The sequence below is a fragment of the Stenotrophomonas sp. KH_029 genome, from assembly GCF_057839765.1.
The window spans coordinates 1,512,663-1,536,023 of record NZ_CM174498.1 but is presented as its reverse complement, the minus strand read 5'-3'; the positions used below and the strand labels follow the sequence as shown (position 1 = coordinate 1,536,023).

Below are 23,361 nucleotides of genomic sequence, written 5' to 3'. Positions count from 1 at the left end.
CGGGCCGGACGGCCCGGGGCTCAGCCCGCCGCGGTCAGGCCAGCACCTTGTAGCAGGGCTGGTATTCGCCGGAGATCTTCATCCGGCGCTGCTCGACGAAGCCGCGCAGCAGTTCGTCCAGGGCCTGCATCATGTCGGCATCGCCATGGATCTGGAACGGGCCGAATTCCTCGATGCGGCGCATGCCGTCTTCCTTGACGTTGCCGGCGACGATGCCGGAGAACGCGCGGCGCAGGTCGGCCGCCAGCGCATGCGGGGCGCGGCCGTGGTGCAGGTCCAGCGCGGCCATGGCCTCGTGGGTGGGCACGAACGGCTGCTGGTACTCCCACGGAATCTCGATGGACCAGTTGAAGAAGAACGAATCCTTCTGCGCCAGGCGGTGCTCGCGCACGCGCTTGATCCCGGCCGACATCTTGCGGGCCACCGCCACCGGGTCGCCGATGATGATCTCGTAGCGGCTGGCGGCCTGTTCACCCAGGGTCAGGCGGATGAAGCGGTCGATCTGCTCGAAGTACGGTGCGGCCATGGTCGGGCCGGTCAGGATCAGCGGGAACGGCAGATCCTTGTTTTCCTCGCGCAGCAGGATACCCAGCAGGTACAGGATCTCCTCGGCGGTGCCCACGCCACCGGCGAACACGATGATGCCGTGGCCGATGCGGACGAACGCCTCCAGGCGTTTTTCGATGTCCGGCATGATCACCAGGTGGTTGACGATCGGGTTCGGCGACTCGGCGGCGATGATGCCCGGCTCGGTCAGGCCGATATAGCGCGTGGTGGTCTTGCGCTGCTTGGCATGGGCGATGGTGGCGCCCTTCATCGGGCCCTTCATCGCGCCCGGGCCGCAGCCGGTGCAGATGTCCAGGCCGCGCAGGCCCAGCTCGTAGCCGACCTGCTTGGTGTACAGGTACTCATCGCGGCCGATCGAGTGGCCGCCCCAGCACACCACCAGGTTCGGATCGCCCGGGTTGAGGATGCGCGCATTGCGCAGCAGCCCGAACACCGCATTGGTGATGCCCTCGGAGGATTCCAGCTCGGCCGCGTAGGCCGGGCCCATTTCGATGGCCATATAGGCCAGGTCGCGGACCACCGCGAACAGCAGCTCGGCCACGCCGCGGATGATCTCGCCATCGACGAAGGCCATCGCCGGGGCGTTGACCAGGTCGATGCGCACGCCACGGTCCTGCTGCGCCACCTGGATGTCGAAGTCCGGATACAGATCGCGCGCCGCGCGCGGATCGTCCGAGGCGCTGCCGCTGGTCAGCACCGCCAGCGCGCAACGCCGCAGCAGCTCGTGCATGCCGCCGCCGGAGGCATCGCGCAGGCGCGCCACCTCGGCCCGCGACAGCACATCCAGCCCACCGCGCGGGTAGATCCGCGCGTCCTGCACCGGCAGCGTACGCGCCGGCTTTTCGGTGATCGTCATTTCCATTTTCTTTGCTTTCCTCAAGGTTTCCGACTGTACCGCTGCCCCCTTAAAAAGCAAAACGGCCGGGGAGACCCGACCGCTGGATATATGGCGCCCCGGCATTGCCGTGGGGCCGCCGCATGTGCGCCTTTGGCGGCGCAACCGGTTGAGCATACGCCGATGCGGGTAGCGGGGCAAGCCGGCACCCCGCCTGCATGCTCTCCGGGGGCCGCACAGCAGAACGGCCGGGTTGCCCCGGCCGTTCCGTTTGCAGCGTTGCTACATCAATTCATCAGAACTGGTAGCGGAAGCCCAGCTGCACCGACCACTGCGACACACCGACGTCGAAGCCATCGGCGTCGGCGTTAGCCACGGTCGGGGCATCGGCATTGCGGTAGTTGTACACGTACTTGCCCTGGTACATGCCCTGCAGGGTGGCCACACGCGCATCGGCGAAGAAGCCGTAGTCGTAGATGTTGCCCCAGTCCTTGTTGATCATGTTGCCGACGTTCTGGATATCCAGCCAGATCTCCGACTTGTGACCCTTCATGAAGCCCGGCAGCTGCTGGCTGATGCGCACGTCGAAGGTGTTGATCCAGCCGGTGCGGAAGCCGTTGGCCGGCGCCGAGCTGCCGGCGTACTTGGCCAGGTCCGGGTTGGCTGCCAGCCAATCGAAGAAACTCTTCTCCATGTTCGCATCGGGGGTGAACACACCGGCGTTGCTCAGGTTGCCGAACAGCACATCGCCCGGGCCGGACGGCACGTAGAACAGGTCATTGGCCGAGCGGCTGTCGCCGTTGGCGTCGTTGACGTAGACGTAGCTGTACGGACGGCCGCTGCGGCCTTCGTACACCAGGCCCACCTTGGTCTCGTAGTCGCCGAAGAACTTGTGCTTCCAGTTCAGCGCACCCGACAGGCGGTCGCGGATCTGGTAGCGCGAGGTGTTCTCGACCGGGGAGTTGGCGTCGAAGGCGTACTGGTAGCCCCAGCCCGAGCCGGCGGTGGAGCTGGTCAGCGAGCCCACTTCGGTGGCGTCGGTATAGGTGTAGCCGATGTTCCAGGACCAATCGCTGGCATCGCTCCATGGCTTGCTCAACGACGCGGTGAACTGCGAGGTACGGCCCTTGTCCGTGTTGTTGATCAGGTAGACGTTGTTGTAGGCAGTATTGCGACGGAAGCGGGAGTCATTGTTGGTCCACGCACCCACCTTGGCCTGGTTGTAGAACATGTCGCGGCCGTCCGGCCCCTGGTACTGCACCGGGCCCAGGTTCAGGTTCTGGTAGAACAGGCCATCCTTGACCTTGGTTACCAGCAGCTCGGCGGATGCAACGATGCCGTACCACGGGGTTTCATGGTCGAAGGCCAGGTTGGCCTTGTAGATCGACGGCAGCTTGAAATCATTGCCGACGAAATTGACGTTCTGCTGGTTCGACCCCGGGGTGGTCGGGACCGGCTGGCTGTCCTTGTCCGGGTTGAACGGCAGGGCCGGGTTGTAGGCGCGGATGTTGTAGACGTTGGCGTTGAAACCGGTCGCCGAGTAGCTGTTGCTCAGCCACACCTGCGGCGAGTCACCCTGGAACAGGCCCACGCCACCACGCAGCTGGGTCGGACGATCGGTGTCGAAGGTGTAGTTGAAACCGAAGCGCGGCTGGACCAGGAACTTGTTGCTCAGCACCTTGCTGTTGTCCACGCCGAACAAGGTCGAGGCAGGCGCGTTGTAGGCCGGCGACGGGCTGGTGTCCGGACGGTCGGCGCGCAGGCCCAGGGTCAGGGTCAGGTTGTTGTTGACGTACCAGGTGTCCTGCACGAACAGCGCCAGGTTGCTGTACTTGTAGTCAGCGGCGATCGAGCCCGGGGTGCGCTCCGGAGCGTAGTCGTAGGTGCTCCAGCGGCCGGCGGCGAAGTTGTCCAGGCCGTAGAAGGTGTAGGCACCCCACGAGTTGGCGCCGTAGTAGTTGTAGATGTCGTTGGTGTCGTACGACGCACCGAACTTGACGTCATGGTTGCCCAGGGTCAGGGTGCCGGCGCCGTAGTAGTTCCACGCCTTGGTGGTCAGGATGTTGTCCTGCGAGTTGACCTCGGTACCCAGGTACAGCGAGTCACCGCTCGGCGCCGCTTCGGTGCCGCCGAAGTAGATGCGCACGCTGGGCGCATCGGTGTTCACCGAACGGATCGCCGAATACTCGCGGTAGGACGCCTTGAACTCGGTGGAGAAGGTGTCGGTCCAATCGCTGAACAGCTGGGCGACGTAGCTCTCGTTGGTCTTGTCGTGCTGGTACCAGTACGAGTTGAGCGAGGCAGAGCTGGTGGTCATGCCGTTGATGCGCAGCTTGCTCTGGTCGATCTTGCTGTAGCGGATGCTGGCACGGTGGTTGTCGCTGATGTTCCAGTCCAGCTTCAGCGCATACTCTTCCATGCTGGTGTCGCCGTTGCTGTCCAGGCCGCCGGCATTGATGCCGTAGTTCTGCGCGATCTGCTGCGCGCGGGCCACATCGTCCGCATCAAACTGGCCATTGGCCTTGCCCAGCGGGGTGGTGCTCAGGTCGGCACCCGGGGCAGCCTGCTCGAACTTCTCGTAGTTGGCGAAGAAGAACAGCTTGTCCTTGATGATCGGACCACCGACGGTCATGCCGTAGGTCTTTTCCTTGGTGAAGCCGTTGAACGGCTGGCCTTCGGGGTTGTCACCGAACCAGTCACCGTCACGGTAGGTGCCGTAGACCGAGCCATGGAATTCGTTGGTACCGGACTTGGTCACCGCGTTGACGGTGGCACCGGCGGCGGCAGCGATGCTGACGTCGTAGTTGGACAGGTTGATGTCCAGCGCTTCGATGGCTTCCATCGCGACCGGCTGGCGACGGGTCGGCATGTTGTTGCCTTCCAGGCCGAAGGTATCGCTGGCCGACACGCCGTCGATGCTGACCGAGTTGAAGCGCGGGTTCTGGCCACCGGCCGAGATCGAGCCCGAGGCGCGGTCGATGAAGGTCACGCGCGGATCCAGGCGCATCAGATCCTGGATGTTGCCGCCGATGGACGGCGCAACTTCGATCTGCTGCTGGCTGATGTTGGTGCCCGAGCCCATCTTGGTGGAGCTGAACACTTCCGAGCCACCGGCGACGGCGACAACCTGCACCGCGTCCAGGTTGGTCGCGGCCAGGTCGCCGGTCAGGGCGGCGTTGACGGTGCCGGTCTGGTTCACGCCCAGGTACACGCCGTCTTCGGTCTTGGTGCCTTCACCGGACTTGGTGATGGTGATGGTGTACGGACCACCCACGCGCAAACCACGCGCGTTGTAGCGACCGGCCGCATCCGTGGTGGCGCGGCTGACCGTGCCCGACTCGGTGTGCGTGATGGTGACTTCTGCACCGGCAACAGGCGCGCCTGCTGCGGAGGTGACCTGACCGCCGACACCGGCAGAGGTGCTCTGGGCGAAGGCGGGGGCGGCAGCAAGTGCAGCCACGAGACCAAGGGTGAGCTTGGACATCCGGAGACAACGTGGGTGGGTCATTTGGGGTGGCCTCGATGCGAGATTGGCGATGGCGGAAAAAAAACGCGCCCAAGCAGCCTTGCTGGCGGCTGACTGGACTTTTATCTGGGTTCCCTTGCCGCGGGCTGGTTTCAGCCGCAACGGTTAACACTAGATTAACACGGTAGCGTCGAATTGTGACGGTTTGGCGACAGAACGCACGCCATCACAACGCTATCGTGACGGGATCTTCACATCACCTGAAGACATCCCCATGACAGGCCGGTCGACCGGCGCCGCGCCCTGTCAGCGCCCCATTGACAGCAAAGGGATTCGGCACGCCGCTGGACCCACCGCCGGCACAACCGGCCAGGGCCGGCGTTATGCGGCGTCCAGGACCTGGCCGCGATGGGTGGCGCCGGCCGCCGACAGCAGCAGCACCGCCGCGGCGGCGCAGTCGGCCGGCTCGCGGGCACTGCGGTCCTCGTCCAGCGAGAACGCGCGGGCGCGCAGCGCGGTCCGCATCGGGCCGGGCTGCAGGCCGCTGACCCGTACCGGGCTGCGCCCCAGTTCGTCGTGCAGGGCCGCGATCAGGCCGCGCAGGCCATGCTGGGCGGCGCCGTAGCCGCCCCAGTAGGCCTGCCCTACCCGCGCCGGGTCATCGACGCAGAACACCAGCGCGGCATCCTCGCGCTGGCGCAGCAACGGCAGGCAGGCCTGGGCCAGCCAGGCCGGCGCGGTCAGGTTGACGTGTACGGCCCGGGCGAACGCGGCCGGGTCGGCCAGTTCGAACGGGGTCAGCCCGGCGAAATCGGCCGCGCAGTACAGCACCCCATCCAGCCGTCCCAGTTCCGACCCCAGCCGCTCGGCCAGGGTGGCGTAGTCGTCCGGGGTGGCCCCTTCCAGGTCCAGCGGGTACAGCAGCGGCTCCGGGCCCGCCGCCTGCACGGCGGCATACACCCGGTCCAGCCGGCGCGGCTTGCGCCCCAGCAGCACCACGGTGGCACCAGCCTGGGCACAGGCCACCGCAGCGGCACTGCCCAGGCCACCACCGGCGCCGGCGATGAGAATCACGCGGTCGGCCAGCGGCCCGGTCCCGGCCACGACGGACGGGACCGCATTCATGGCTGGGAGGCCTCTTCGACGATGCGCTTGAGCTCGCCGGACTCGAACAACTCCAGCACGATGTCGCAGCCGCCGATCAGCTCGCCGTGGATGAACAGCTGCGGGAAACTGGGCAGGTTGGAGAACCGCGGCAGGTTGGCGCGGACCTCGGGCTCTTCGAGCACGTTGACGGTACGCAGCGCCGCCGCGCCGGCGGCCATCAGGGCCTGGATGGCGCGGCTGGAGTAGCCGCACATCGGGTACTGCGGGGTGCCCTTCATGAACAACACGAGGGGATACCGCTCGACTTCGGACTGGATCTGCTGCATCACCGCCACCACGACTCTCCCTCCAATGCGGGACAACCCGACCTCGCCGGTCGGATAGACTTCCCTACCCGCTCATTCTAATCCTACTGGCCCATCCCCGGCGCCCGTTCCCAATCCGCACAGGCCCATGCCCCTCGAACAGCCCCGTCTTCCCTACGATCGCACCGCCCTGCAGCCGCATCTGTCGGCGCAGGCGCTGGACCTGCACCACGGCCACCACCATCGCGCCTATGTCGAGGCGGTAAACGCGCGGATCGAGGGCACCGAGCTGGCCGAACTGCCGCTGGAGGACATCGTGCGGCAGAGCCAGGGCAGCCTGTTCGATGCGGCCGCCCAGGCCTGGAACCATGCCTTCTATTTCCAATGCCTGCATCCGCGCGGCGGTGGCGACCCCAAGGATCGCCTGGGCGAACTGGTCACCCGCCAGTTCGGCGATGTGCGCCGGCTGCGCGAGGAGTTCGAGCGTGCCGCATTGGGCCTGTTCGGCTCGGGCTGGGTATGGCTGGTGCAGCACCCCACCGGCGCGCTGGCGATCCAGGTCACCCGCAACGCGGGCACCCCGCTGACCGGCCAGAGCACGCCGCTGCTGGCCTGCGATGTGTGGGAACACGCGTATTACACCGATTACCAGAATGAGCGCGCGCGCTATCTGGAGGCGTTCTGGAAGATCGTCAACTGGGATTTCGTCGCCGCACAGCTGCGGGATTGAGGGGCGTACCGACCGATGAAGGGCGTACCGACAAACGGTGGGTACCTACCCCGGGTGTCGCGGCGGCTGCGTGTACCGGCCAACGGCCGGTACCTACCGGCCGACATGGCCCGAATCGGGGTAGGTCGCGACCGTTGGTCGTGACCGGGGCGACGGGTGCCGCCCTGCCCCATTACCGGCGCAGGGCCTCGACCACCGGAGCGACCTGGTCGGCACGGCCCAGCTGTGCGCCCACCTGTTCCAGCGCCGCGGCCAGCGCACCGGCATCGTCCTGGCGCAGCGTGGCGTGGCCGACCTTGCGGCCCTCGCGCGGCTGCTTGCCGTAATCGTGCCAATGCCCACCGGGCTGGCCGAGCACGGCCGCCGCAGCGGGCATCGCACCCAGCCAGTTGAGCATGCAGGCCTGGCCGAGCATGCGGGTATCGCCCAGGGGCAGGCCCAGCACCGCGCGCAGGTGGTTCTCGAACTGCGAGGTCTCGCTGCCTTCGATGGTCCAGTGACCGGAGTTGTGTACGCGCGGCGCCATCTCGTTGACCAGCAGCTCCTCGCCGCGGCAGAACAGCTCCAGCGCGAACACCCCCACGTAGTCCAGGCGCTCGGCCAGCGCGCGGGCATGGCCGATCGCCGCCGCCTGCTGGGCCGGGCTCAGCTGGGCCGGCGCCAGGCTGGCCGACAGTACGCCGTCGACATGCCAGTTGCCGGTCACCGGCCAGGCGCGGAACTCGCCGTCGCGGCCACGCACGGCCACCACGCTGACCTCGCGGTCGAAGACGACAAAGCCCTCCAGGATCAGCCCGGTCCTGTCGACGTAGCCGCCCAGCGCGGCCCAGGCGGCGTCGATATCGGCCGCGCTGCGGATGCGGAACTGGCCCTTGCCGTCGTAGCCCAGGCGGCGGGTCTTGACGATGCAGGGCATGCCGAACTCGGCGACCTTGGCGGCCAGCTCGTCGCGGCTGCCGATGTCGGCGAACGGCGGCAGCGGGATGCCCAGTTGCTGGAACAGGGTCTTTTCGCTGAGCCGGTCCTGGGCTACCGCCAGGGCATCCGGATTGGGATACACCGGCACGCGTTCGGCCAGGAAGCGGGCGCTGTGCGCCGGCACGTTCTCGAAATCGAAGGTGACCACATCCACCCGCGCGGCGAACGCGGCCAGGGCCGCCTCGTCGTCGAAGGCAGCCACCTGCAGCGGTGCCAGCTGGGCACCACAGGCATCGGCGGCCGGGTCGAACAGCTCGAAACGCAGCCCCAGCGGCGCGCCGGCCAGCACCATCATGCGGGCGAGCTGGCCGCCGCCCAGAATGCCAACGGTCTTGTGGCTCATTGACGCGGGTCGTCGTGGGCCATGACGTCTTCGGTCTGGCGGGCGCGGAACGCGTCCAGCGCCTGGCCGATCGCCGGCTGGTCGCCGGCCAGCATCGCCGCGGCGAACAGCGCCGCGTTGGAGGCGCCGGCATTGCCGATGGCGAAGGTGGCCACCGGGATGCCGGCCGGCATCTGCACGATCGACAGCAGCGAGTCCATGCCGTTGAGGGCCTTGGACTGCACCGGTACGCCCAGCACCGGCACCGCGGTCTTGGCCGCGATCATGCCCGGCAGGTGGGCGGCGCCGCCGGCACCGGCGATGATCGCGCGCAGGCCACGCGGGCCGGCCTGCTCGGCATAGGTGAACAGCACGTCCGGCGTGCGGTGCGCCGAGACCACTTTCACTTCATAGGGAACACCCAGGGCATCCAGCTTCTGGGCGGCGTGCTGCATGGTTTCCCAGTCGGAGCGGGAACCCATGACGATGCCGACGAGCGGCGCGGTTTGGTTGAGGGTCATTGGCCGTCACCTGCCTTAAAGACGTATTCTAGCCATCTTCCACGCAAGACGAAGAATCCATGGATCGCAAGCTGCTCGACCTGTTGTGCTCGCCCGACACCCGCCAGCCCCTGGCCCTGCTCGATGCCCGGGGCCTGGAGGCGCTCAACCGCGCCATCGGCGCCGGTGGCGTGGTCAAGGCCGACGGCAGCGCACAGGCCCTGGCCCTGCGCGAGGCGCTGCTGACCCGCGACCGCAAGCAGGTGTTCCGCGTGGACGACGGCATCCCGGTGCTGCTGGCCGAGGAGGCCATCGCCACCGCCCAGATCGCCGACTTCCCGGAAAAATGAGCCGCGCCGCGCTGCTGGCCCCGGCCACTGCCGTGGTGGCCGCCGATGTCGCCCGCGCCCTGGCCGAGGACATCGGCAGCGGCGATGTGACCGCCGCGCTGCTGCCCGACCGCCCCGACAGCGCCTACCTGCTGTGCAAGCAGGATGCGGTGATCGCCGGCCGGCCGTGGTTCGATGCCACCCACCGGGCGCTGGACCCGGACGTGCGGATCGACTGGCAAGTGTCCGACGGCGATGCGGTCCGCGCCGGTACCGTGCTGGCCATCCTGCACGGTCGCAACCGCAGCCTGGTCAGCGCCGAGCGCACCTCGCTGAACTTCCTGCAGACCCTGTCGGGCACCGCCACCACCACCGCACGCTACGTCGCGGCGGTGGCCGGCACCGGCACGCGCATCCTGGACACCCGCAAGACCCTGCCCGGCCTGCGCCTGGCGCAGAAGTACGCGGTGCGCTGTGGCGGCGGCGACAACCATCGCATCGGCCTGTTCGATACGGTGATGCTGAAGGAAAACCACATCCGTGCCGCCGGTTCACTGACCGCCGCGGTGCAGGCCGCACGCGCGCAATGGCCGCAGTTGCCGCTGGTGGTCGAGGTGGAAGACCTGGACCAGCTCCAGGAGGCGCTGTCGGTGGGCTGCGATCGCATCCTGATCGATGACTTCGATGTGGGCATGCGCCGTGACGCGGTACGCATCACCGCCGGGCGGATTCCGCTGGAGGTATCGGGCAGCGTGGACCTGGCCGGGCTGCGTGCGATCGCCGAAGACGGCGTGGACTGCATTTCCATCGGCGGGCTGACCAAGCACGTGCAGGCGATCGACCTGTCGCTGAAGCTGGGCCCGCCGCCGGGCTGAGCACCGCGTACCGACCAACGGTCGGTACCTACCGCATTCTGACGGGCTGATCGACCGACGTACCGGCCAACGGCCGGTACCTACCGCGCCCCACCCGCGGTAGCGCACGACCGTTGGTCGTGCGGGCATTGGTCGTGCGGACATTGGTCGTGCGGGCATTGGCCGTGCAGGCGTTGGTCGTGCGGTCGATCGCCACGCGATATTCACGGCCCCGCCAGACCCGGTCTGCGAGGCTTGCCCTGCCCCCATCCGGAGAGCGCGCATGCGCCCCCTGCTCCTGCTTGCCTGCCTGTCACCGTTCACCGCGCTGCTGCCCGCCACCGCGTCGGCGGCCGAGGTCTGCGACATTCCGCCACGCTTCGGCCTGAGCCCGCTGGCCGTGACCATCGTGCAGACCGCCTGCAACGAGCACCGGCTGTGGTACCGCCCCTTCATCGATCGCGATGGCCGCGTCGCCAGCCTGAGCGCGACCGAAGCGGAGAACGTGCACCTGGCCGACAGCGGCCTGGTTGCCTGGCAGCGCGTGGTCGGCTACTGGCGGCAGAGCGGCACGTTGTCGCCGCTGGGCGACCAGCCCGGCGCGTCCAGCTGTCTGGCACCGCCGGGCGCGCGCTACACCGACAGCGACTGCCGTGCATTCCTGGTCGACAATCCGTGGTCGGCCGCCTTCATCTCGTGGGTGATGACCCGCGCCAGCGTGCCCGGCTTCACCCGCTCGCCGCGCCATATCGACTACATCCGCGCCGCCTACCAGAACAGCGGCCCGTACCGCATGACCGACCCCGCGCAGGAAAAGCCCGCCCCCGGCGACCTGCTGTGCTACCTGCGCGACCGCCGGGAGGCGCTCAGCTACAGCGGCCTGGTGCAATCGCTGGGCAGCGGTGCGGTGACGCACTGGAAGTCGCATTGCGAAGTGGTGATCGCCGCCAACACCGGCGGCGACCGCACCCTGTACCTGATTGGCGGCAACGTGATGAACACCGTGGCGATGCGCAAGCTGTCGCTGGACCGCGGCGGCCGCATCGAACTGCCGCCGGCCAAGGCCAGTGTCGCCGACGGGGTGGAGCTGGGTTGTACGCCGGGGCGCGAGGAGGAATGCAGCTTCAACCGCCAGGATTGGGCGGCCCTGCTGAAACTGGTGGCCACCGCCCCGACGACGCTGCCGACCGTGCAGCCCGATCCGGCGCCGTATCCCCAGCCGACCACGCCGACATCATCGCCGACACAGCCCATGCCGGCGCCACGCCCCGGCGAGCCGCAACCGCCGCCGCCCACCCCGGTGCCGGCACGCATGCCCTGATGCCGGCATTGCCGCCGGCTTGATCCGCGGCGCATTCGTCGCCATCTTGTAGGATCCACCCGTCCTGCCCGCGCCGAGTCACCGATGCCCAGCCTGATCCTGTTGATGATTGCCGGCGCGTTCGCCTACGCCTTCTGGAATTCCTCGCGCGCCGCCGCCGAGCGCGCCGGCGTGCTGGGCCGCAACGCCTGCCGCGCCGCCGATGTGCAATGGCTGGACCAGGCCGTGCACGCCACCGGGCTGCGCGTGGTGCGCAAGGACAACGGCTGGCTGGGCTGGGAGCGCACCTTCAAGTTCGAGTACTCGCACGATGGCGTGGACCGCCACAGCGGCCGCATGGTGCTGCGCGGCGATGAGCTGGTAGCGTTCGTGGGTCCATCGGCGGCGCGGATCAGCGAGATCCGCCGCGGCGTGGACACCAGCGGTGCCGAGGATGTGTGATCGGGGGCGTGGTGCCGGATCGTATTGGTGTCCGGTCCGACGGCGTCCGGCCAAGGGTCGGCCCCATCAGCGGAATGGCCGCCCTTCGGCGGCCATTTTTTTTATTTGACCACCCGCAGATGCGGGCGACCGCTGGGCTTGGGCGGCGCATCGTCGGGCGGGGTCGGGCTGTCGTCGGGCGGCAGCTCGTCGTCCGGGCCCGGCTCGTGCCCGGGAATGTCGTCCGGCAACGCCATGCCCTGCCCGGTCTCGCGCGCGTATACGGCCAGCACGGCCGAAATCGGCACCTGCACCGGATGGCTGGTGCCGGAGAAACGTGCCGAGAAACTGACGTGGTCGTTGTCGATATGCAGCTGCACCACCGCGCGCTCGGCGATGTTCAGCACCACCCGGCCGTCCTTGACCGCGCTCTGCGGCACCTGCACGCCGGGCATCCCGGCATCGACCAGGATGTGCGGCGTCAGGTCGTTGTCATTGATCCATTCCACCAGGGCCCGCAACAGGTACGGGCGGTGGCTGGTCATGCGAAAAGTGTCTTCAGTCATGTGGGTAGCGCCAAGCCATGCTCGGCTGCGGGGATCCGATTGCGTAGTGGCAAGTGTACGCGCCCGCCTACCCGCAGGTCAGCCTCCGGGCGTGCCTGCCCTGCCATTGCGTTCAGTGCGGCCGGACCCGTAGCGGCCCCGGCGGCATCGCTCACACCGGCAGATCGCGCAGTTTCTTTTCCTGGTCGGTCAGGCTGCGGATGAAGCCGGGGTGGCGGAAGATGCGGTTGCCGTAGTCCTCGATCGACTTGCCATCCTTGGGCAACGGCACGTCCAGCGCCTTCAGCCGCCAGATGATCGGGGCCATCGCGCAGTCGGCCAGGCTCATTTCCGGGTTGAGGAAGAACTTGCTGGCCTTGAACAGCGGCACCGCGCTGGTCAGCAGTTCCTTCAGGCGCTTGCGCCCGGCCTCGGCCTGGGTCTTGTTGCCCAGCTGGATGGCCTGCACCTGCGGCACCCAGTCGTGCTCGATGCGCAGCATGGCCAGGCGGATGCGCGCCCGCGACAGCGGATCGACCGGCATCAGCGGCGGGTGCGGGTAGCGTTCGTCCAGGTATTCGCTCACCACCGACGCCGCGTACAGCACCAGTTCGCGCTCCACCAGGGTGGGCACCGAGTGGTAGGGGTTCAGATCGATGAGGTCTTCGGGCGGGTTCTGCGGGTCGACCGGGACGAAGTCGTAGCTCACGCCCTTGGCCGCCAGGACCAGCCGTACGCGATGGCACAGGACATCGTCGTTCGAGGAAAACAGCGTCAGGGTATTGCGCATGCGTACGCTCGCCGCCATCAAAGGCTCTCCAACGACCGGTAACCGCCGGTCGTATCGGCGCCGCCAGCCCATTGCCGACGGTCGTCACAGTACCCGAGTGTGCAACCGAGCATCACAAAAGCCAATAGGCTTGTCGACCCGGTCCCGGATCGAACGCCCAAGGCCTGCGCGATGGTGCTCAGTGCACGTCCTTCCAGTATTCCTTCTTCAGCAGGTATGCCAGGAACGTCAGCAGCGCCAGGAACAGGATCACCCACACCCCCAGCTTCTGGCGCTTGAGCACGGCCGGCTCGCCGGCATATTCCAGGAAGTTGGTGATATCGCGCACCGACTGGTCGTACTGGCCGGCATCGACGTTGCCGGGCTGCACGATCTTCAGCCCGATCACCGGCGGATCGGCACCGGGGCTGTCCGGCTTGCCATGGATGGCGTGCTGCATTCCCTGCATTTCCCACAGCGGGTTGGGCATGGAGGCGTTGGGGAACAGGCTGTTGTTCCAGCCCAGCGGCCGCGACGGGTCCAGGTAGAACGACTTGAGGTAGGTGTAGACCCAGTCGCTGCCACGCACGCGCGAAATCAGGCTCAGGTCCGGCGGCATCTTGCCGAACCACTTCTCGGCCTGCGCCTTGGGCATGCTGACCGGAATCTGCTCGCCGATCGGGGTGCCGGTGAAGTTGAGGTTGTTCATCACCTCTTCCTCGCTCAGGCCCAGGTCCTCGGCCAGCCGCGAATAGCGCAGGTACTTCAGCGCATGGCAGCCGGAGCAGTAGTTCATGTACAGCTGCGCGCCGCGCTGCAGCGAGGCGCGGTCGCCCAGGTCGTTGCCGGCCTGCAGGGTCTTGCCGCCCTCGGCGGCACCGGCCAAGGCGCTGCCGAGCATCAGCGCGGCCGCGCAGGCCAGCCGGACAATCCAGTGGTCAGTCATGCGTGGTCACCCGGTCCGGTACCGGCTTGGTCCTGTCCAGCTTGGTCCATAGCGGCATGGTGATGAAGAAGGCGAAGTACAGGAAGGTCAGCACGCGCCCGACATAGGTCTCGTGCGCATCGGTGCCGGGGCCCGAGCCGATCACCCCCAGCCAGACGAAGCACACCGCGAACATGCTCAACAGCGCGCGCGAGAGCGCCCCGCGGTAGCGGTAGGACTTGACCTTGGCCCGGTCCAGCCATGGCACCAGGAACAGGATGGCGATCGCCGAGAACATCACCAGCACGCCACCCAGCTTGTTGGGCACCACCCGCAACATCGCGTAATACGGGGTGTAGTACCAGACCGGCTTGATGTGTTCGGGGGTGACCAGGCGGTTGGCCTCGGTGAAGTTGTCGTGCTCCAGGAACAGGCCGCCGAAGGCCGGCGCGAAGAAGATGATGAAGGCGGCGATGATCAGCAGGAACCCGGCACCGACCGCATCCTTGAGCGTGTAGTACGGGTGGAACGGGATGCCGTCGGTGGGCGCGGTGGCCGACCAGCGGTTGCCCTTCGGGCCCTTCTTGATCTCCACCCCGTCGGGGTTGTTGGAGCCCACCTCGTGCAGCGCCCCCAGGTGCAGCACCACCAGCAGCAGCAACACCAGCGGCAGGGCGATCACGTGCAGGGCGAAGAAGCGGTTGAGGGTGGCATCGCTGGGCAGGTAGTCGCCCATGATCCATTCGGTCAGGCCGTTGCCGATCACCGGGATCGCGCCGAACAGCGAGATGATCACCTTGGCGCCCCAGAACGACATCTGGCCCCAGGGCAGCACGTAGCCCATGAAGGCTTCGGCCATCAGCACCAGGTAGATCAGCATGCCCAGGATCCACACCAGCTCGCGCGGCTTCTGGTAGCTGCCGTACAGCAGCCCGCGGAACATGTGCAGGTAGACCACGATGAAGAACAGCGAGGCACCGGTGGAGTGCATGTAGCGGATCAACCAGCCCCATTCGACATCGCGCATGATGTATTCGATGGAGGCGAACGCTTCGGCGGCGTTGGTCTTGTAGTGCATCGTCAGGAAGATGCCGGTGACGATCTGGTTGACCAGGATCAGCAGCGCCAGCGAACCGAAGTAGTACCAGAGGTTGAAGTTCTTCGGCGCGTAATACTCGCTGACGTGCTTGCGGTAGACCGGCATCAGCCCGGGCGCGCGCGCGTTGACCCAGTCAAATACCCCGGTGGCGGTACGGGTAAGGATATTGGCCATGGTCAAGCCGCCCCCTGCGGATCAACGCCGATGATGATGGTGTTGTCGTCCTGGTAATGGTGCGGCGGCACCAGCAGGTTGATCGGCGCCGGGACATCCTTGAACACGCGACCGGACATGTCGAAGCGCGACTTGTGGCAGGGGCAGAAGTAGCCGCCCTTCCACTGCGGGTCGTAGGGCTCGGGGCGGATCTCGGCCACCATTTCCGGCGAACAGCCCAGATGGGTGCACAGCCCGACCAGCACCGAGACCTCGGCCTTGATCGAGCGGAATTCGGGATTCTGCTTGAGCACGTACTCGGGCTGCTGTTCCTTTTCGCCCGACCCGGGATCCTTCAGCCGCCCGTCAAGGCCGTGCAGCGCCTCGAGGATGGCCTTGGAACGCTTGACGATCCAGATCGGCTGCCCACGCCACTCCATGACCAGTCGCTGGCCTTCCTGCAGGGCGCTGATATCGGCAATCACCGGGGCACCGGCCAGTTTGGCGCGGGCACTGGGATTCCAGGACTTGATGAACGGTACCGCTGCAAATCCGACGCCAACCGCTCCGACCACCGCAGTGGTTGCTGAAAGGAACCGTCGACGTCCAGTGTTGACTGGATCGTTTACCCCATCGTTGGCCATCCGGCACTCCGATATTGATTAGGTAGCTTGAGGCTGCCAGCAGACCGGTGGGGGCCAGTCCACATTGAATCAGCCGCGAGTGTAGCTGAACCGAAGTCGGCCACACAACGCGGTATCACCGAACCACATTACTGCAGGACATTACGCCATGAAGGCCCGCCAGCGCCATGGGCAGCACCGGCGCGGCCGGTCACTGGCTGCTGACCGGCACGGCGCGGTAGCGGTCGGCCAGCTGCGCCACCCGCTTCACGTAGTACTGGGTCTCGCTGTAGGGCGGCACCCCGCCATGGCGATCGACCGCGCCTTCGCCGGCGTTGTAGCCGGCCGCGGCCAGGGTCAGGTTGCCATTGAAACGCTTGAGCAGCCACGACAGGTATTGCACGCCGCCGCGGATGTTCTGCGCTGCGTCATAGGAGTCGGTGACACCGAAGCGACGCGCGGTCGGCGGCATCAGCTGCATCAGGCCCTGTGCGCCGGCACGGCTGAGCGCGGTGGGGTTGTAGGCCGACTCGGCGTGGATGATGGCGCGCACGATCGCCTCTTCGACGCCGAACTCACGCGCCGCGGCGCTGATCTCGGCCTGGAAGGCGGTGGTGTTCAGGCGCACCGAGCCGAAGTTGACGCCCGGGTTGGCGCCGCAGGCATAGCAGCGTTCGATGAAGCTGTAGTGGATGGTGCGCACCGGGCCGAGGCTGGCCAGTTGGGCCGGGCGGGCGCTGGTGTAGTGGCGCACGCCGTCCTTCATGTACGAATAGACCTGGCCGTTGACCACCCGCCCGGCCTTGCCGGTGCGCGGCGGCGCTGGCGTGGCGGCGGGCGGGACCGGGGCGCCGACGGCCACGGCGGTGCCGGCGGTGGCGCCATCGGCCCGGGCCGGGCTGGGCGCTGCGGCAGTGGCAACGGCGGGCGTGGCGACCGGAGCCGGCGGCGGGACGTAGCGACGCGGGGCATTGCGCTCGGGACGGTAGTTGCTGACCACGCTGCAGGCCGCGCCGGACATCCGCTTGCTGACATAGCTGGGAATGCCGTCGGCGCCGACGCACTTGTACAGCGTGCCCGCACTGGCCGGCACAGCGGTCAGCGCAGCCAGGGCCAGCGCGGCAATCCCCAAGATTCCCCTCATGGGCGGGAGTGTCCCAAGTTCGCCCGGGCTTGCCAAGTGGTTGATGCGCCAAACCTCCCCCGCCCCGGGCCAACCCGGACGGCCGTCACAGCCGCCGCGGGGGGGCGCCGGCGCGCCTTCCCCTTCCCCGTTACAATGGCCGGCTCCCCGGCAGCCGTTGCGGTTGCCTGCCCGCCCACCCGACTGGAATAAGCGCCATGACCGGGACGCCAGCTTCGACCGCGCCGACTTCGGCCGGCTCCGCCCTGCCTGCCTCTGCCCCCGCCACCCCCGCCGCCCGCCCCGACCTGCTTCCGCTGCCCGGCGCCAGGCCGCAGGTGACCGGTCCGGTGCGCGGCAAGCTGTACATCAAGACCCACGGTTGCCAGATGAACGAGTACGACTCGTCCAAGATGGCCGACGTGCTGGCCGCCGCCGAAGGCCTGGAGCTGACCGACGACCCGGCCGAGGCCGATGTGCTGCTGATGAATACCTGCTCGATCCGCGAAAAGGCCCAGGAGAAGGTATTCAGCCAGCTGGGCTACTGGAAGGCACTGAAAAACAACGGCCGTGGCGTGATCATCGGCGTCGGCGGCTGCGTGGCCTCCCAGGAAGGCGAGGCGATCATCAAGCGCGCCCCGCACGTGGACCTGGTGTTCGGCCCGCAGACCCTGCACCGCCTGCCCGAGCTGATCCGGCAACGGCGCGAATCGGGCAAGTCGCAGGTGGACATCAGTTTCCCGGAGATCGAGAAGTTCGACCGCCTGCCCGAGCCGCGCGCCGACGGCGCCTCGGCCTTCGTGTCGATCATGGAAGGCTGCTCCAAGTACTGCTCGTTCTGCGTGGTGCCCTATACCCGCGGCACCGAGGTCAGCCGCCCGTTCGAGGACGTGGTGGTGGAAGTGGCGCAGCTGGCCGCCCAGGGCGTGCGCGAGATCAACCTGCTGGGCCAGAACGTCAACGCCTACCGCGGCCCGTATGGCGAGGGCGAATTCGCCGATCTCGGCCTGCTGATCCGCACCATCGCGCAGATCGACGGGGTCGGCCGGATCCGCTTCACCACCTCCCATCCGCTGGAATTCAGCGATTCGCTGGTGGATGCCTACCGCGACGTGCCGCAGCTGGCCAACTTCCTGCACCTGCCGGTACAGGCCGGCAGCGACCGGGTGCTGTCGGCGATGAAGCGTGGCTACACCGCGCTGGAGTTCAAGGCCAAGATCCGCAAGCTGCGCGCGGTGCGCCCGGACATCTCGATCAGTTCGGACTTCATCGTCGGCTTCCCCGGCGAGACCGAGGCCGATTTCGAGAAGACCATGCAGCTGATCGAAGACATCGGCTTCGACCACAGCTTTTCCTTCATCTACTCGCGCCGCCCCGGTACCCCGGCCGCGGATCTGCCCGACACCCTCGGCGACGCCGAAAAGCACGCACGCCTGTCGCGGCTGCAGGCACGGATCAACCAGCAGGCCGCGGCGATCTCGGAAAAGATGGTGGGCAGCGTGCAGACCGTGCTGGTCGAAGGCCCCTCCAAGCGCAATCCCAACGAGCTGACCGGCAAGAGCGAGAACATGCGCTCGGTGAACTTCCCCGGCCACCCGCGCCTGGTCGGCCAGTTCGTCGACGTGGTGATCACCGAGGCGTACAGCAATTCGCTGCGTGCGCGGATGGTGGCGGCCGACTGACACGCGGGTGGTACCGGCTGCCGGATGCCGGTGTTTCCGCTTCGCGGCCTGCGCAGATCGCCCGAGGACAATTTTTCACCACCCCGTCACAACCCTTGCAGCGCAAGGGCTGGCACGGGGTATCCACAGGTTGCTGCAGCGTCCTTGCACAGCCGCTGTGGAGAACCCCCACGCAGGCCCGCCAGCCCCGCGCATGGCCGGCGTTGTAGCGGCGGCCCCACGCGCGCGCTACCCTGTGCTTCCTTTCCCCAGCTTGCGGCCCAGTCCCCTGGATTGACGGCCGCCGGACGCAATGACGGCACTGGCACAACGCGATTTCACCCTGGCCCCGGAAGACAACGAACGCCTGGCCAACCTGGCCGGCCCCTTCGATGAGCACCTGCGCCAGATCGAACTCAAGCTCGGCGTGGAAATCGCCAACCGCGGGCACGTGTTCCGCGTGACCGGCCCCAGCCGCGTTGCCGAAGAGGCACAGAAGCTGATCGAGGCGCTGTACCTGGAAGCGGCCGACACCCCCTTCGACAACCACGCCATCCACCTGCGCCTGAACCAGGCCAACGTCGAACACGTGGTCGAGCGGGCCTACGAAGCGCAGGAAGTGGCGATCAAGGTCAAGCGCGGCACGGTGCGCGGGCGCGGCGCCAACCAGGCGCGCTACCTGCACCAGATCACCACCCACGACATCAACTTCGGGATCGGCCCGGCCGGTACCGGCAAGACTTTCCTGGCCGTAGCCAGCGCGGTGGAGGCCCTGAACGAGTCGCGCGTGCAGCGGTTGATCCTGGTGCGCCCGGCGGTGGAGGCCGGCGAGAAGCTCGGCTTCCTGCCCGGCGACCTGAGCCAGAAGGTCGACCCCTACCTGCGCCCGCTGTACGACGCGCTGTATGAAATGCTGGGCGTGGAAAAAGTGCTCAAGCTGCTGGAAAAGAACGTCATCGAGATCGCGCCGCTGGCCTATATGCGCGGGCGCACGCTCAACGATGCCTATGTGATCCTGGACGAGGCGCAGAACACCACCATCGAACAGATGAAAATGTTCCTGACCCGGCTGGGCTTCGGCTCGACCGCGGTGGTCACCGGCGACCTGACCCAGACCGACCTGCCCAAGCACGTCAAATCCGGCCTGCGCGATGCGATCGAGGTGCTGCACGACGTCGATGGCGTCAGCTTCACCTTCTTCGAGGCGCGCGACGTGGTCCGCCACCCGCTGGTGGCGCGCATCGTCAGTGCCTACGAACGCCGCGACCTGCAACAGGTCAAGCCGGGCGCGGAATAGCCCGACGGCCCGCCGCCGTGCCCCGCCCCGCACCCCCTGATAACCCGGAATTGCCCGCCATGACCAAAGGTCCCGTCCGCCTCGATGTCGCCGTCAGCTACGCCCTGCCCCGCGCCGGGCTGCCCTCGGCGGTGAGTTTCCGCAAGTGGGTGGCAGCGGCACTGAAAGGCCGCATCCGCGAAGCCGACCTGGCCATCCGCCTGGTCGACGCCAAGGAGGGCCAGTCGCTGAACCGACACTACCGCGGCAAGGATTACGCCACCAACGTGCTCAGCTTCCCGGCCGAACTGCCCGAAGGGCTGCCCAAGGGGGTCAAGTTCCCGCTGCTGGGCGACCTGGTGATCTGCGCCCCGGTGGTGGCCAGCGAGGCGGCCGAGCAGGACAAGCGGCTCAACGCCCACTACGCGCACCTGACCGTGCACGGGGTGCTGCACCTGCTGGGCTGGGACCACGAGGACGACAAGGAAGCCGAGGCGATGGAACAGCTGGAACGCGAGATCCTCGCCGACCTGGGCATCGACGACCCCTACGCCAACGAGCAGTGAGCCACCCGGCATGCCGACCTTCCGACGCCCGATGACCGCCTGCGCAGGCCTCTGCCTGGCCCTGTCCACCCTGCTGCCGGCCACCGGCTCGGCCGCCGCGCTGGACCTGCCGGCGCTGATCGAATGCCGCCAGGGCCTGGCCGACTACAACGCCCTGGCGCCGGTGGTGGCCGACCCGCTCAAGGCGGTGGCCAACGGCCTGCAGCCGTTGCCGCAGACCAACGCGTTCATGAGCGAGTTCCGCCTGGCCACGCCGCTGACCGTGTTCGGCCAGCGCACCGAGTACCTGGCCATCGCCGGGGCCAGCATCATGGCGATCCTGGACCTGCCCGACCCGCGCCCGCTGGCCCGCACGCTGGCGCTGGAGGACGGGGTGGATACCCCGGAAAAGTTCATGGCCGGGCGCGAACTGGTCAGCCGCGATGTTACCGACCCGGTCACCGGCGAACCGATGATCGAATCGGTGATCCTGAGCCTGTCCACGGTCAAGACCCACCCGGGCAAGACCCTGGCCGGCTGTACCTACAGCCTGGACCTGCCGCCGGAAGCGCCCGAAGCGCCGCCGGCCCCGGTCCCGGCCGCCCCGCCACCGGCTGCCGCCGGGCGCTGACAGCGCCCCGCATCCTGCTAGACTCCCCTCCAACGCCCGGCACGCCGGGTGCCTTTTTTTCCAGAGATGTCTGAAGACGACAGTAGTAGCTCCGCCCTGGAGCAACATGAGAAGAAGCGCAGCTGGCTTGAACGCCTGACCTCTGCCTTCTCCGGCGAACCCCACACCCGCGACGAGCTGGTGGCGGTACTGCACACCGCAGAGGAAGACGGCCTGATCGCCGCCGACACCCTGCGGATGATGGAGGGGGCGATCGCGGTGGCCGAGCTCACCGTGGGCGATGTGATGATTTCGCGCTCGCAGATGGTCTCCTTGCCGGTGGAAGCCCCGTTCCTGGACCTGATGAAGCAGGTGGTCGAATCGGGCCATTCGCGCTTCCCGGTGCACGGCGACAACAAGGACGACATCCTCGGCATCCTGCTGGCCAAGGACCTGCTGCGCGGCGTGGTCGCCGACCACGGCCCGGCCAACATCCGCGAGCTGCTGCGCCCGGCGGTGCTGATCCCCGAAGCCAAGAAGCTCAATGTGCTGCTCAAGGAGTTCCGGCTCTCGCGCAACCACATGGCGATCGTGGTCGATGAGTACGGCGGCGTCGCCGGCCTGGTCACCATCGAGGACGTGCTGGAGCAGATCGTCGGCGAGATCGACGACGAACACGACGAGGCCGAGGACCACACCGCGCAGATCGCGATCCAGGCCGATGGCCAGTACGTGGTCGACGCGCTGACCCCGATCGAGGATTTCAACGAGCGTTTCGGCGCCGGCTTCCCCGACGACGACTACGACACCATTGGCGGCCTGGTCACCGAGGCGATCGGCCACCTGCCCGAAACCGGCGACGAGCTCAGCCTGGACCGTTTCGTGTTCCGGGTGGCGCGCGCCGACGCGCGCCGCGTACAGGCGTTCCATGTGACCGTGCTGCCGCCGGACACGAACAACGAGGATTGATCCACGCCATGCGGCCCCTGCTGAAGCGGTGGCCGTCGTGCCGCCTGTTGTTCCTGTCCTGGATGCTGGTTCTGGCCAGCCTGCCGTTGCCTGCGCTGGCGCAGGCGGCCCCTGCCCCGCCGGGGCACGCGCCTGCCGAACCCTCGGCGGCGGTGGGCGGCGTGAACATGCCTTCCGCACCACGCATCGGCGTGAACATGCCTTCCGCACCACGCATCGGCGTGGTGACCATGCAACCGGGCGAGATCTTCTTCGAACGCTTCGGCCACGACGCGCTGGTGGTGCTGGACCCGGCCAGTGGCCAGGCGACCTCGTACAACTTCGGCTACTTCGATCCGGGCGAGTCCGATTTCGTCGGACGCTTCGTACGCGGCGACATGATGTATTACCTGGTGGCGCTGCCGCTGGACGAGGACCTGTCCTACTACCGTGACAGCGGCCGTGGCGCCAGCCTGCAGTGGCTGGACCTGGACCCGGCGCAGGCGCGCGCATTGGCGGCCTCGCTGGCCGAACGCGCCAAGCCGGAAAACGCGCGCTACCACTACGATTACTACACCGCCAACTGCGCCACCATGGTGCGCGATGCGATCGACCAGGCGCTGGGCGGCGGGTTGCATTCGCAGCTGTCCGGGCGCTCGCGCGGCAACACCTACCGCAGCGAATCGGTGCGGCTGGCCTCGCCGTCGCCGTGGATGTGGCTGGGCTTCGACATCGGGCTGGGCCCGTATGCCGACCAGCCGCTGTCGCGCTGGCAGGAAGCCTTCGTGCCGATGCGCCTGGCCGATGCGCTGCGCCAGGCCCGCAACAGCGACGGCCGCCCGCTGGTGCAGGCCGAACAGGAACTGCTGCCGCACCGGATCGCGCCAGAACCGGCCGAATCGGCCCGCCACTGGTGGCCGTGGCTGCTGTGCGGGCTGCTGGCCGCCGCCGGCATCCTGGCCCTGCGCACGCGCCGGCGCCTGCTCGGCGGCATCGCGCTGCCGCTGTGGCTGCTGTGCGGCATCGCCGGCGCCCTGCTGACCTACCTGTGGGGCTTCAGCGCGCACCAGGCGGCCTGGGCCAACCGCAACCTGCTGCAGCTCTCGCCGTTGTGCCTGCTGTTGCTGCCCGGCGCGATCACCCTGCTGCGCGGGCGAACCCCGCGCGCGTGGTTCGCCGCGGTGCTGTGGGCGGTGGCGCTGCTGTCGGCGCTGGGCCTGGTACTGCATTGGCTGACCCTGCAGGCGCAGGTCAATCTGCAGTGGATCGTGCTGCTGTTGCCGGTGCACCTGGCGCTGGCCTGGGTGCTGGGCCGCCGTGACTTGCCCGTCACGGCCGGCTGACGCACGA

General features: G+C 67.7%; 23 protein-coding genes. 11 read left to right on the top strand and 12 right to left on the bottom strand.

From position 1 onward, the window contains the following. Window positions 1–34 precede the first annotated feature (34 nt). The 4 genes from ppnN to grxD all read right to left on the bottom strand — a co-directional run bounded on the left by ppnN (window position 35) and on the right by grxD (window position 6,310). Window positions 35–1,423: a nucleotide 5'-monophosphate nucleosidase PpnN gene (ppnN, locus tag AC3ITM_RS07020; protein ID WP_489269414.1), complete on the bottom strand. Its 1,389-nt coding sequence runs from the start codon at window positions 1,421–1,423 to the stop codon at window positions 35–37. A gap of 274 nt (window positions 1,424–1,697) precedes the next feature. After that, window positions 1,698–4,886, bottom strand: coding sequence for a TonB-dependent receptor (locus tag AC3ITM_RS07015; RefSeq protein ID WP_489269412.1), 3,189 nt, complete (start codon window positions 4,884–4,886; stop codon window positions 1,698–1,700). Between the two features lie 363 nt (window positions 4,887–5,249). Next, window positions 5,250–5,993 carry an SDR family NAD(P)-dependent oxidoreductase gene (locus tag AC3ITM_RS07010; RefSeq protein ID WP_489269410.1) on the bottom strand — a complete coding sequence of 248 codons (744 nt, stop codon included), beginning with the start codon at window positions 5,991–5,993 and terminating at the stop codon, window positions 5,250–5,252. Further along, window positions 5,990–6,310: a Grx4 family monothiol glutaredoxin gene (grxD, locus tag AC3ITM_RS07005; protein ID WP_228887184.1), complete on the bottom strand. Its 321-nt coding sequence runs from the start codon at window positions 6,308–6,310 to the stop codon at window positions 5,990–5,992. The genes AC3ITM_RS07010 and grxD overlap by 4 nt, the downstream gene beginning before the upstream one ends. 118 nt (window positions 6,311–6,428) lie before the next feature. Here grxD and AC3ITM_RS07000 point away from each other — a divergent pair, with 118 nt between their 5' ends. Continuing rightward, complete coding sequence (locus tag AC3ITM_RS07000) at window positions 6,429–7,010, top strand: superoxide dismutase (RefSeq protein ID WP_228887183.1); 582 nt, start codon at window positions 6,429–6,431, stop codon at window positions 7,008–7,010. Between the two features lie 172 nt (window positions 7,011–7,182). On the opposite strand, the gene AC3ITM_RS06995 is transcribed toward AC3ITM_RS07000, so the two are convergent. Both AC3ITM_RS06995 and purE read right to left on the bottom strand, forming a co-directional pair. After that, window positions 7,183–8,331: a 5-(carboxyamino)imidazole ribonucleotide synthase gene (locus tag AC3ITM_RS06995; RefSeq protein WP_489269408.1), complete on the bottom strand. Its 1,149-nt coding sequence runs from the start codon at window positions 8,329–8,331 to the stop codon at window positions 7,183–7,185. Further along, window positions 8,328–8,831 (bottom strand): 5-(carboxyamino)imidazole ribonucleotide mutase, encoded by a 504-nt coding sequence (gene purE / locus AC3ITM_RS06990; RefSeq protein WP_489269406.1) that lies wholly within the window; start codon window positions 8,829–8,831, stop codon window positions 8,328–8,330. Before purE ends, AC3ITM_RS06995 begins: the two co-directional genes overlap by 4 nt. Before the next feature lie 59 nt (window positions 8,832–8,890). Here purE and AC3ITM_RS06985 point away from each other — a divergent pair, with 59 nt between their 5' ends. From AC3ITM_RS06985 to AC3ITM_RS06970, 4 genes are all read left to right on the top strand, one after another. Further along, on the top strand, window positions 8,891–9,160 hold the full coding sequence (locus AC3ITM_RS06985) for a Trm112 family protein (protein ID WP_489269404.1): 270 nt from the start codon (window positions 8,891–8,893) through the stop codon (window positions 9,158–9,160). Beyond that, window positions 9,157–10,014, top strand: a complete 858-nt coding sequence (gene nadC / locus AC3ITM_RS06980) for a carboxylating nicotinate-nucleotide diphosphorylase (protein WP_489269402.1) — start codon at window positions 9,157–9,159, stop codon at window positions 10,012–10,014. The genes AC3ITM_RS06985 and nadC overlap by 4 nt, the downstream gene beginning before the upstream one ends. A 262-nt stretch (window positions 10,015–10,276) precedes the next feature. Beyond that, on the top strand, window positions 10,277–11,314 hold the full coding sequence (locus AC3ITM_RS06975) for a DUF2272 domain-containing protein (RefSeq protein WP_489269400.1): 1,038 nt from the start codon (window positions 10,277–10,279) through the stop codon (window positions 11,312–11,314). Window positions 11,315–11,398: 84 nt separating this feature from the next. Further along, window positions 11,399–11,755 carry a DUF3301 domain-containing protein gene (locus tag AC3ITM_RS06970; RefSeq protein WP_489269398.1) on the top strand — a complete coding sequence of 119 codons (357 nt, stop codon included), beginning with the start codon at window positions 11,399–11,401 and terminating at the stop codon, window positions 11,753–11,755. Between the two features lie 101 nt (window positions 11,756–11,856). Here the strand turns inward: AC3ITM_RS06970 and AC3ITM_RS06965 are convergent, their stop codons facing one another. The 6 genes from AC3ITM_RS06965 to AC3ITM_RS06940 form a co-directional block, all read right to left on the bottom strand. After that, window positions 11,857–12,300 carry a ClpXP protease specificity-enhancing factor gene (locus tag AC3ITM_RS06965; protein WP_228886606.1) on the bottom strand — a complete coding sequence of 148 codons (444 nt, stop codon included), beginning with the start codon at window positions 12,298–12,300 and terminating at the stop codon, window positions 11,857–11,859. A 151-nt stretch (window positions 12,301–12,451) separates the two neighbouring features. Then, window positions 12,452–13,087 carry a glutathione S-transferase N-terminal domain-containing protein gene (locus AC3ITM_RS06960; protein WP_228886605.1) on the bottom strand — a complete coding sequence of 212 codons (636 nt, stop codon included), beginning with the start codon at window positions 13,085–13,087 and terminating at the stop codon, window positions 12,452–12,454. A gap of 160 nt (window positions 13,088–13,247) precedes the next feature. After that, a complete protein-coding gene (locus AC3ITM_RS06955) occupies window positions 13,248–13,994 on the bottom strand; it encodes a cytochrome c1 (RefSeq protein WP_489269395.1) in 747 nt (248 codons plus the stop codon). After that, entirely contained in the window at window positions 13,987–15,246 is a 1,260-nt protein-coding gene (locus AC3ITM_RS06950; protein ID WP_228886603.1) for a cytochrome b, read from the bottom strand. The genes AC3ITM_RS06955 and AC3ITM_RS06950 overlap by 8 nt, the downstream gene beginning before the upstream one ends. Before the next feature lie 2 nt (window positions 15,247–15,248). Then, window positions 15,249–15,869 (bottom strand): ubiquinol-cytochrome c reductase iron-sulfur subunit, encoded by a 621-nt coding sequence (gene petA / locus AC3ITM_RS06945; protein WP_176989573.1) that lies wholly within the window; start codon window positions 15,867–15,869, stop codon window positions 15,249–15,251. 190 nt (window positions 15,870–16,059) lie between these two features. After that, entirely contained in the window at window positions 16,060–16,992 is a 933-nt protein-coding gene (locus AC3ITM_RS06940; protein ID WP_489269392.1) for a lytic transglycosylase domain-containing protein, read from the bottom strand. A 197-nt stretch (window positions 16,993–17,189) separates the two neighbouring features. Here AC3ITM_RS06940 and miaB point away from each other — a divergent pair, with 197 nt between their 5' ends. The 6 genes from miaB to AC3ITM_RS06910 all read left to right on the top strand — a co-directional run bounded on the left by miaB (window position 17,190) and on the right by AC3ITM_RS06910 (window position 23,354). Then, the gene (miaB, locus tag AC3ITM_RS06935) at window positions 17,190–18,653 is read left to right on the top strand and encodes a tRNA (N6-isopentenyl adenosine(37)-C2)-methylthiotransferase MiaB (RefSeq protein ID WP_489269390.1); all 1,464 of its coding nucleotides are present in this window, start codon (window positions 17,190–17,192) and stop codon (window positions 18,651–18,653) included. Between the two features lie 292 nt (window positions 18,654–18,945). Next, a complete protein-coding gene (locus AC3ITM_RS06930) occupies window positions 18,946–19,929 on the top strand; it encodes a PhoH family protein (RefSeq protein WP_228886601.1) in 984 nt (327 codons plus the stop codon). 59 nt (window positions 19,930–19,988) lie between these two features. Further along, a complete protein-coding gene (gene ybeY, locus AC3ITM_RS06925) occupies window positions 19,989–20,474 on the top strand; it encodes an rRNA maturation RNase YbeY (RefSeq protein WP_228886600.1) in 486 nt (161 codons plus the stop codon). A 31-nt stretch (window positions 20,475–20,505) separates the two neighbouring features. Then, a complete protein-coding gene (locus AC3ITM_RS06920; protein ID WP_489270049.1) occupies window positions 20,506–21,084 on the top strand; it encodes a hypothetical protein in 579 nt (192 codons plus the stop codon). A 66-nt stretch (window positions 21,085–21,150) separates the two neighbouring features. Next, the gene (locus AC3ITM_RS06915) at window positions 21,151–22,032 is read left to right on the top strand and encodes a CorC family transporter (RefSeq protein ID WP_228886599.1); all 882 of its coding nucleotides are present in this window, start codon (window positions 21,151–21,153) and stop codon (window positions 22,030–22,032) included. A gap of 8 nt (window positions 22,033–22,040) precedes the next feature. Then, window positions 22,041–23,354, top strand: coding sequence for a lipoprotein N-acyltransferase Lnb domain-containing protein (locus AC3ITM_RS06910; protein WP_489269387.1), 1,314 nt, complete (start codon window positions 22,041–22,043; stop codon window positions 23,352–23,354). Window positions 23,355–23,361: the final 7 nt, after the last annotated feature.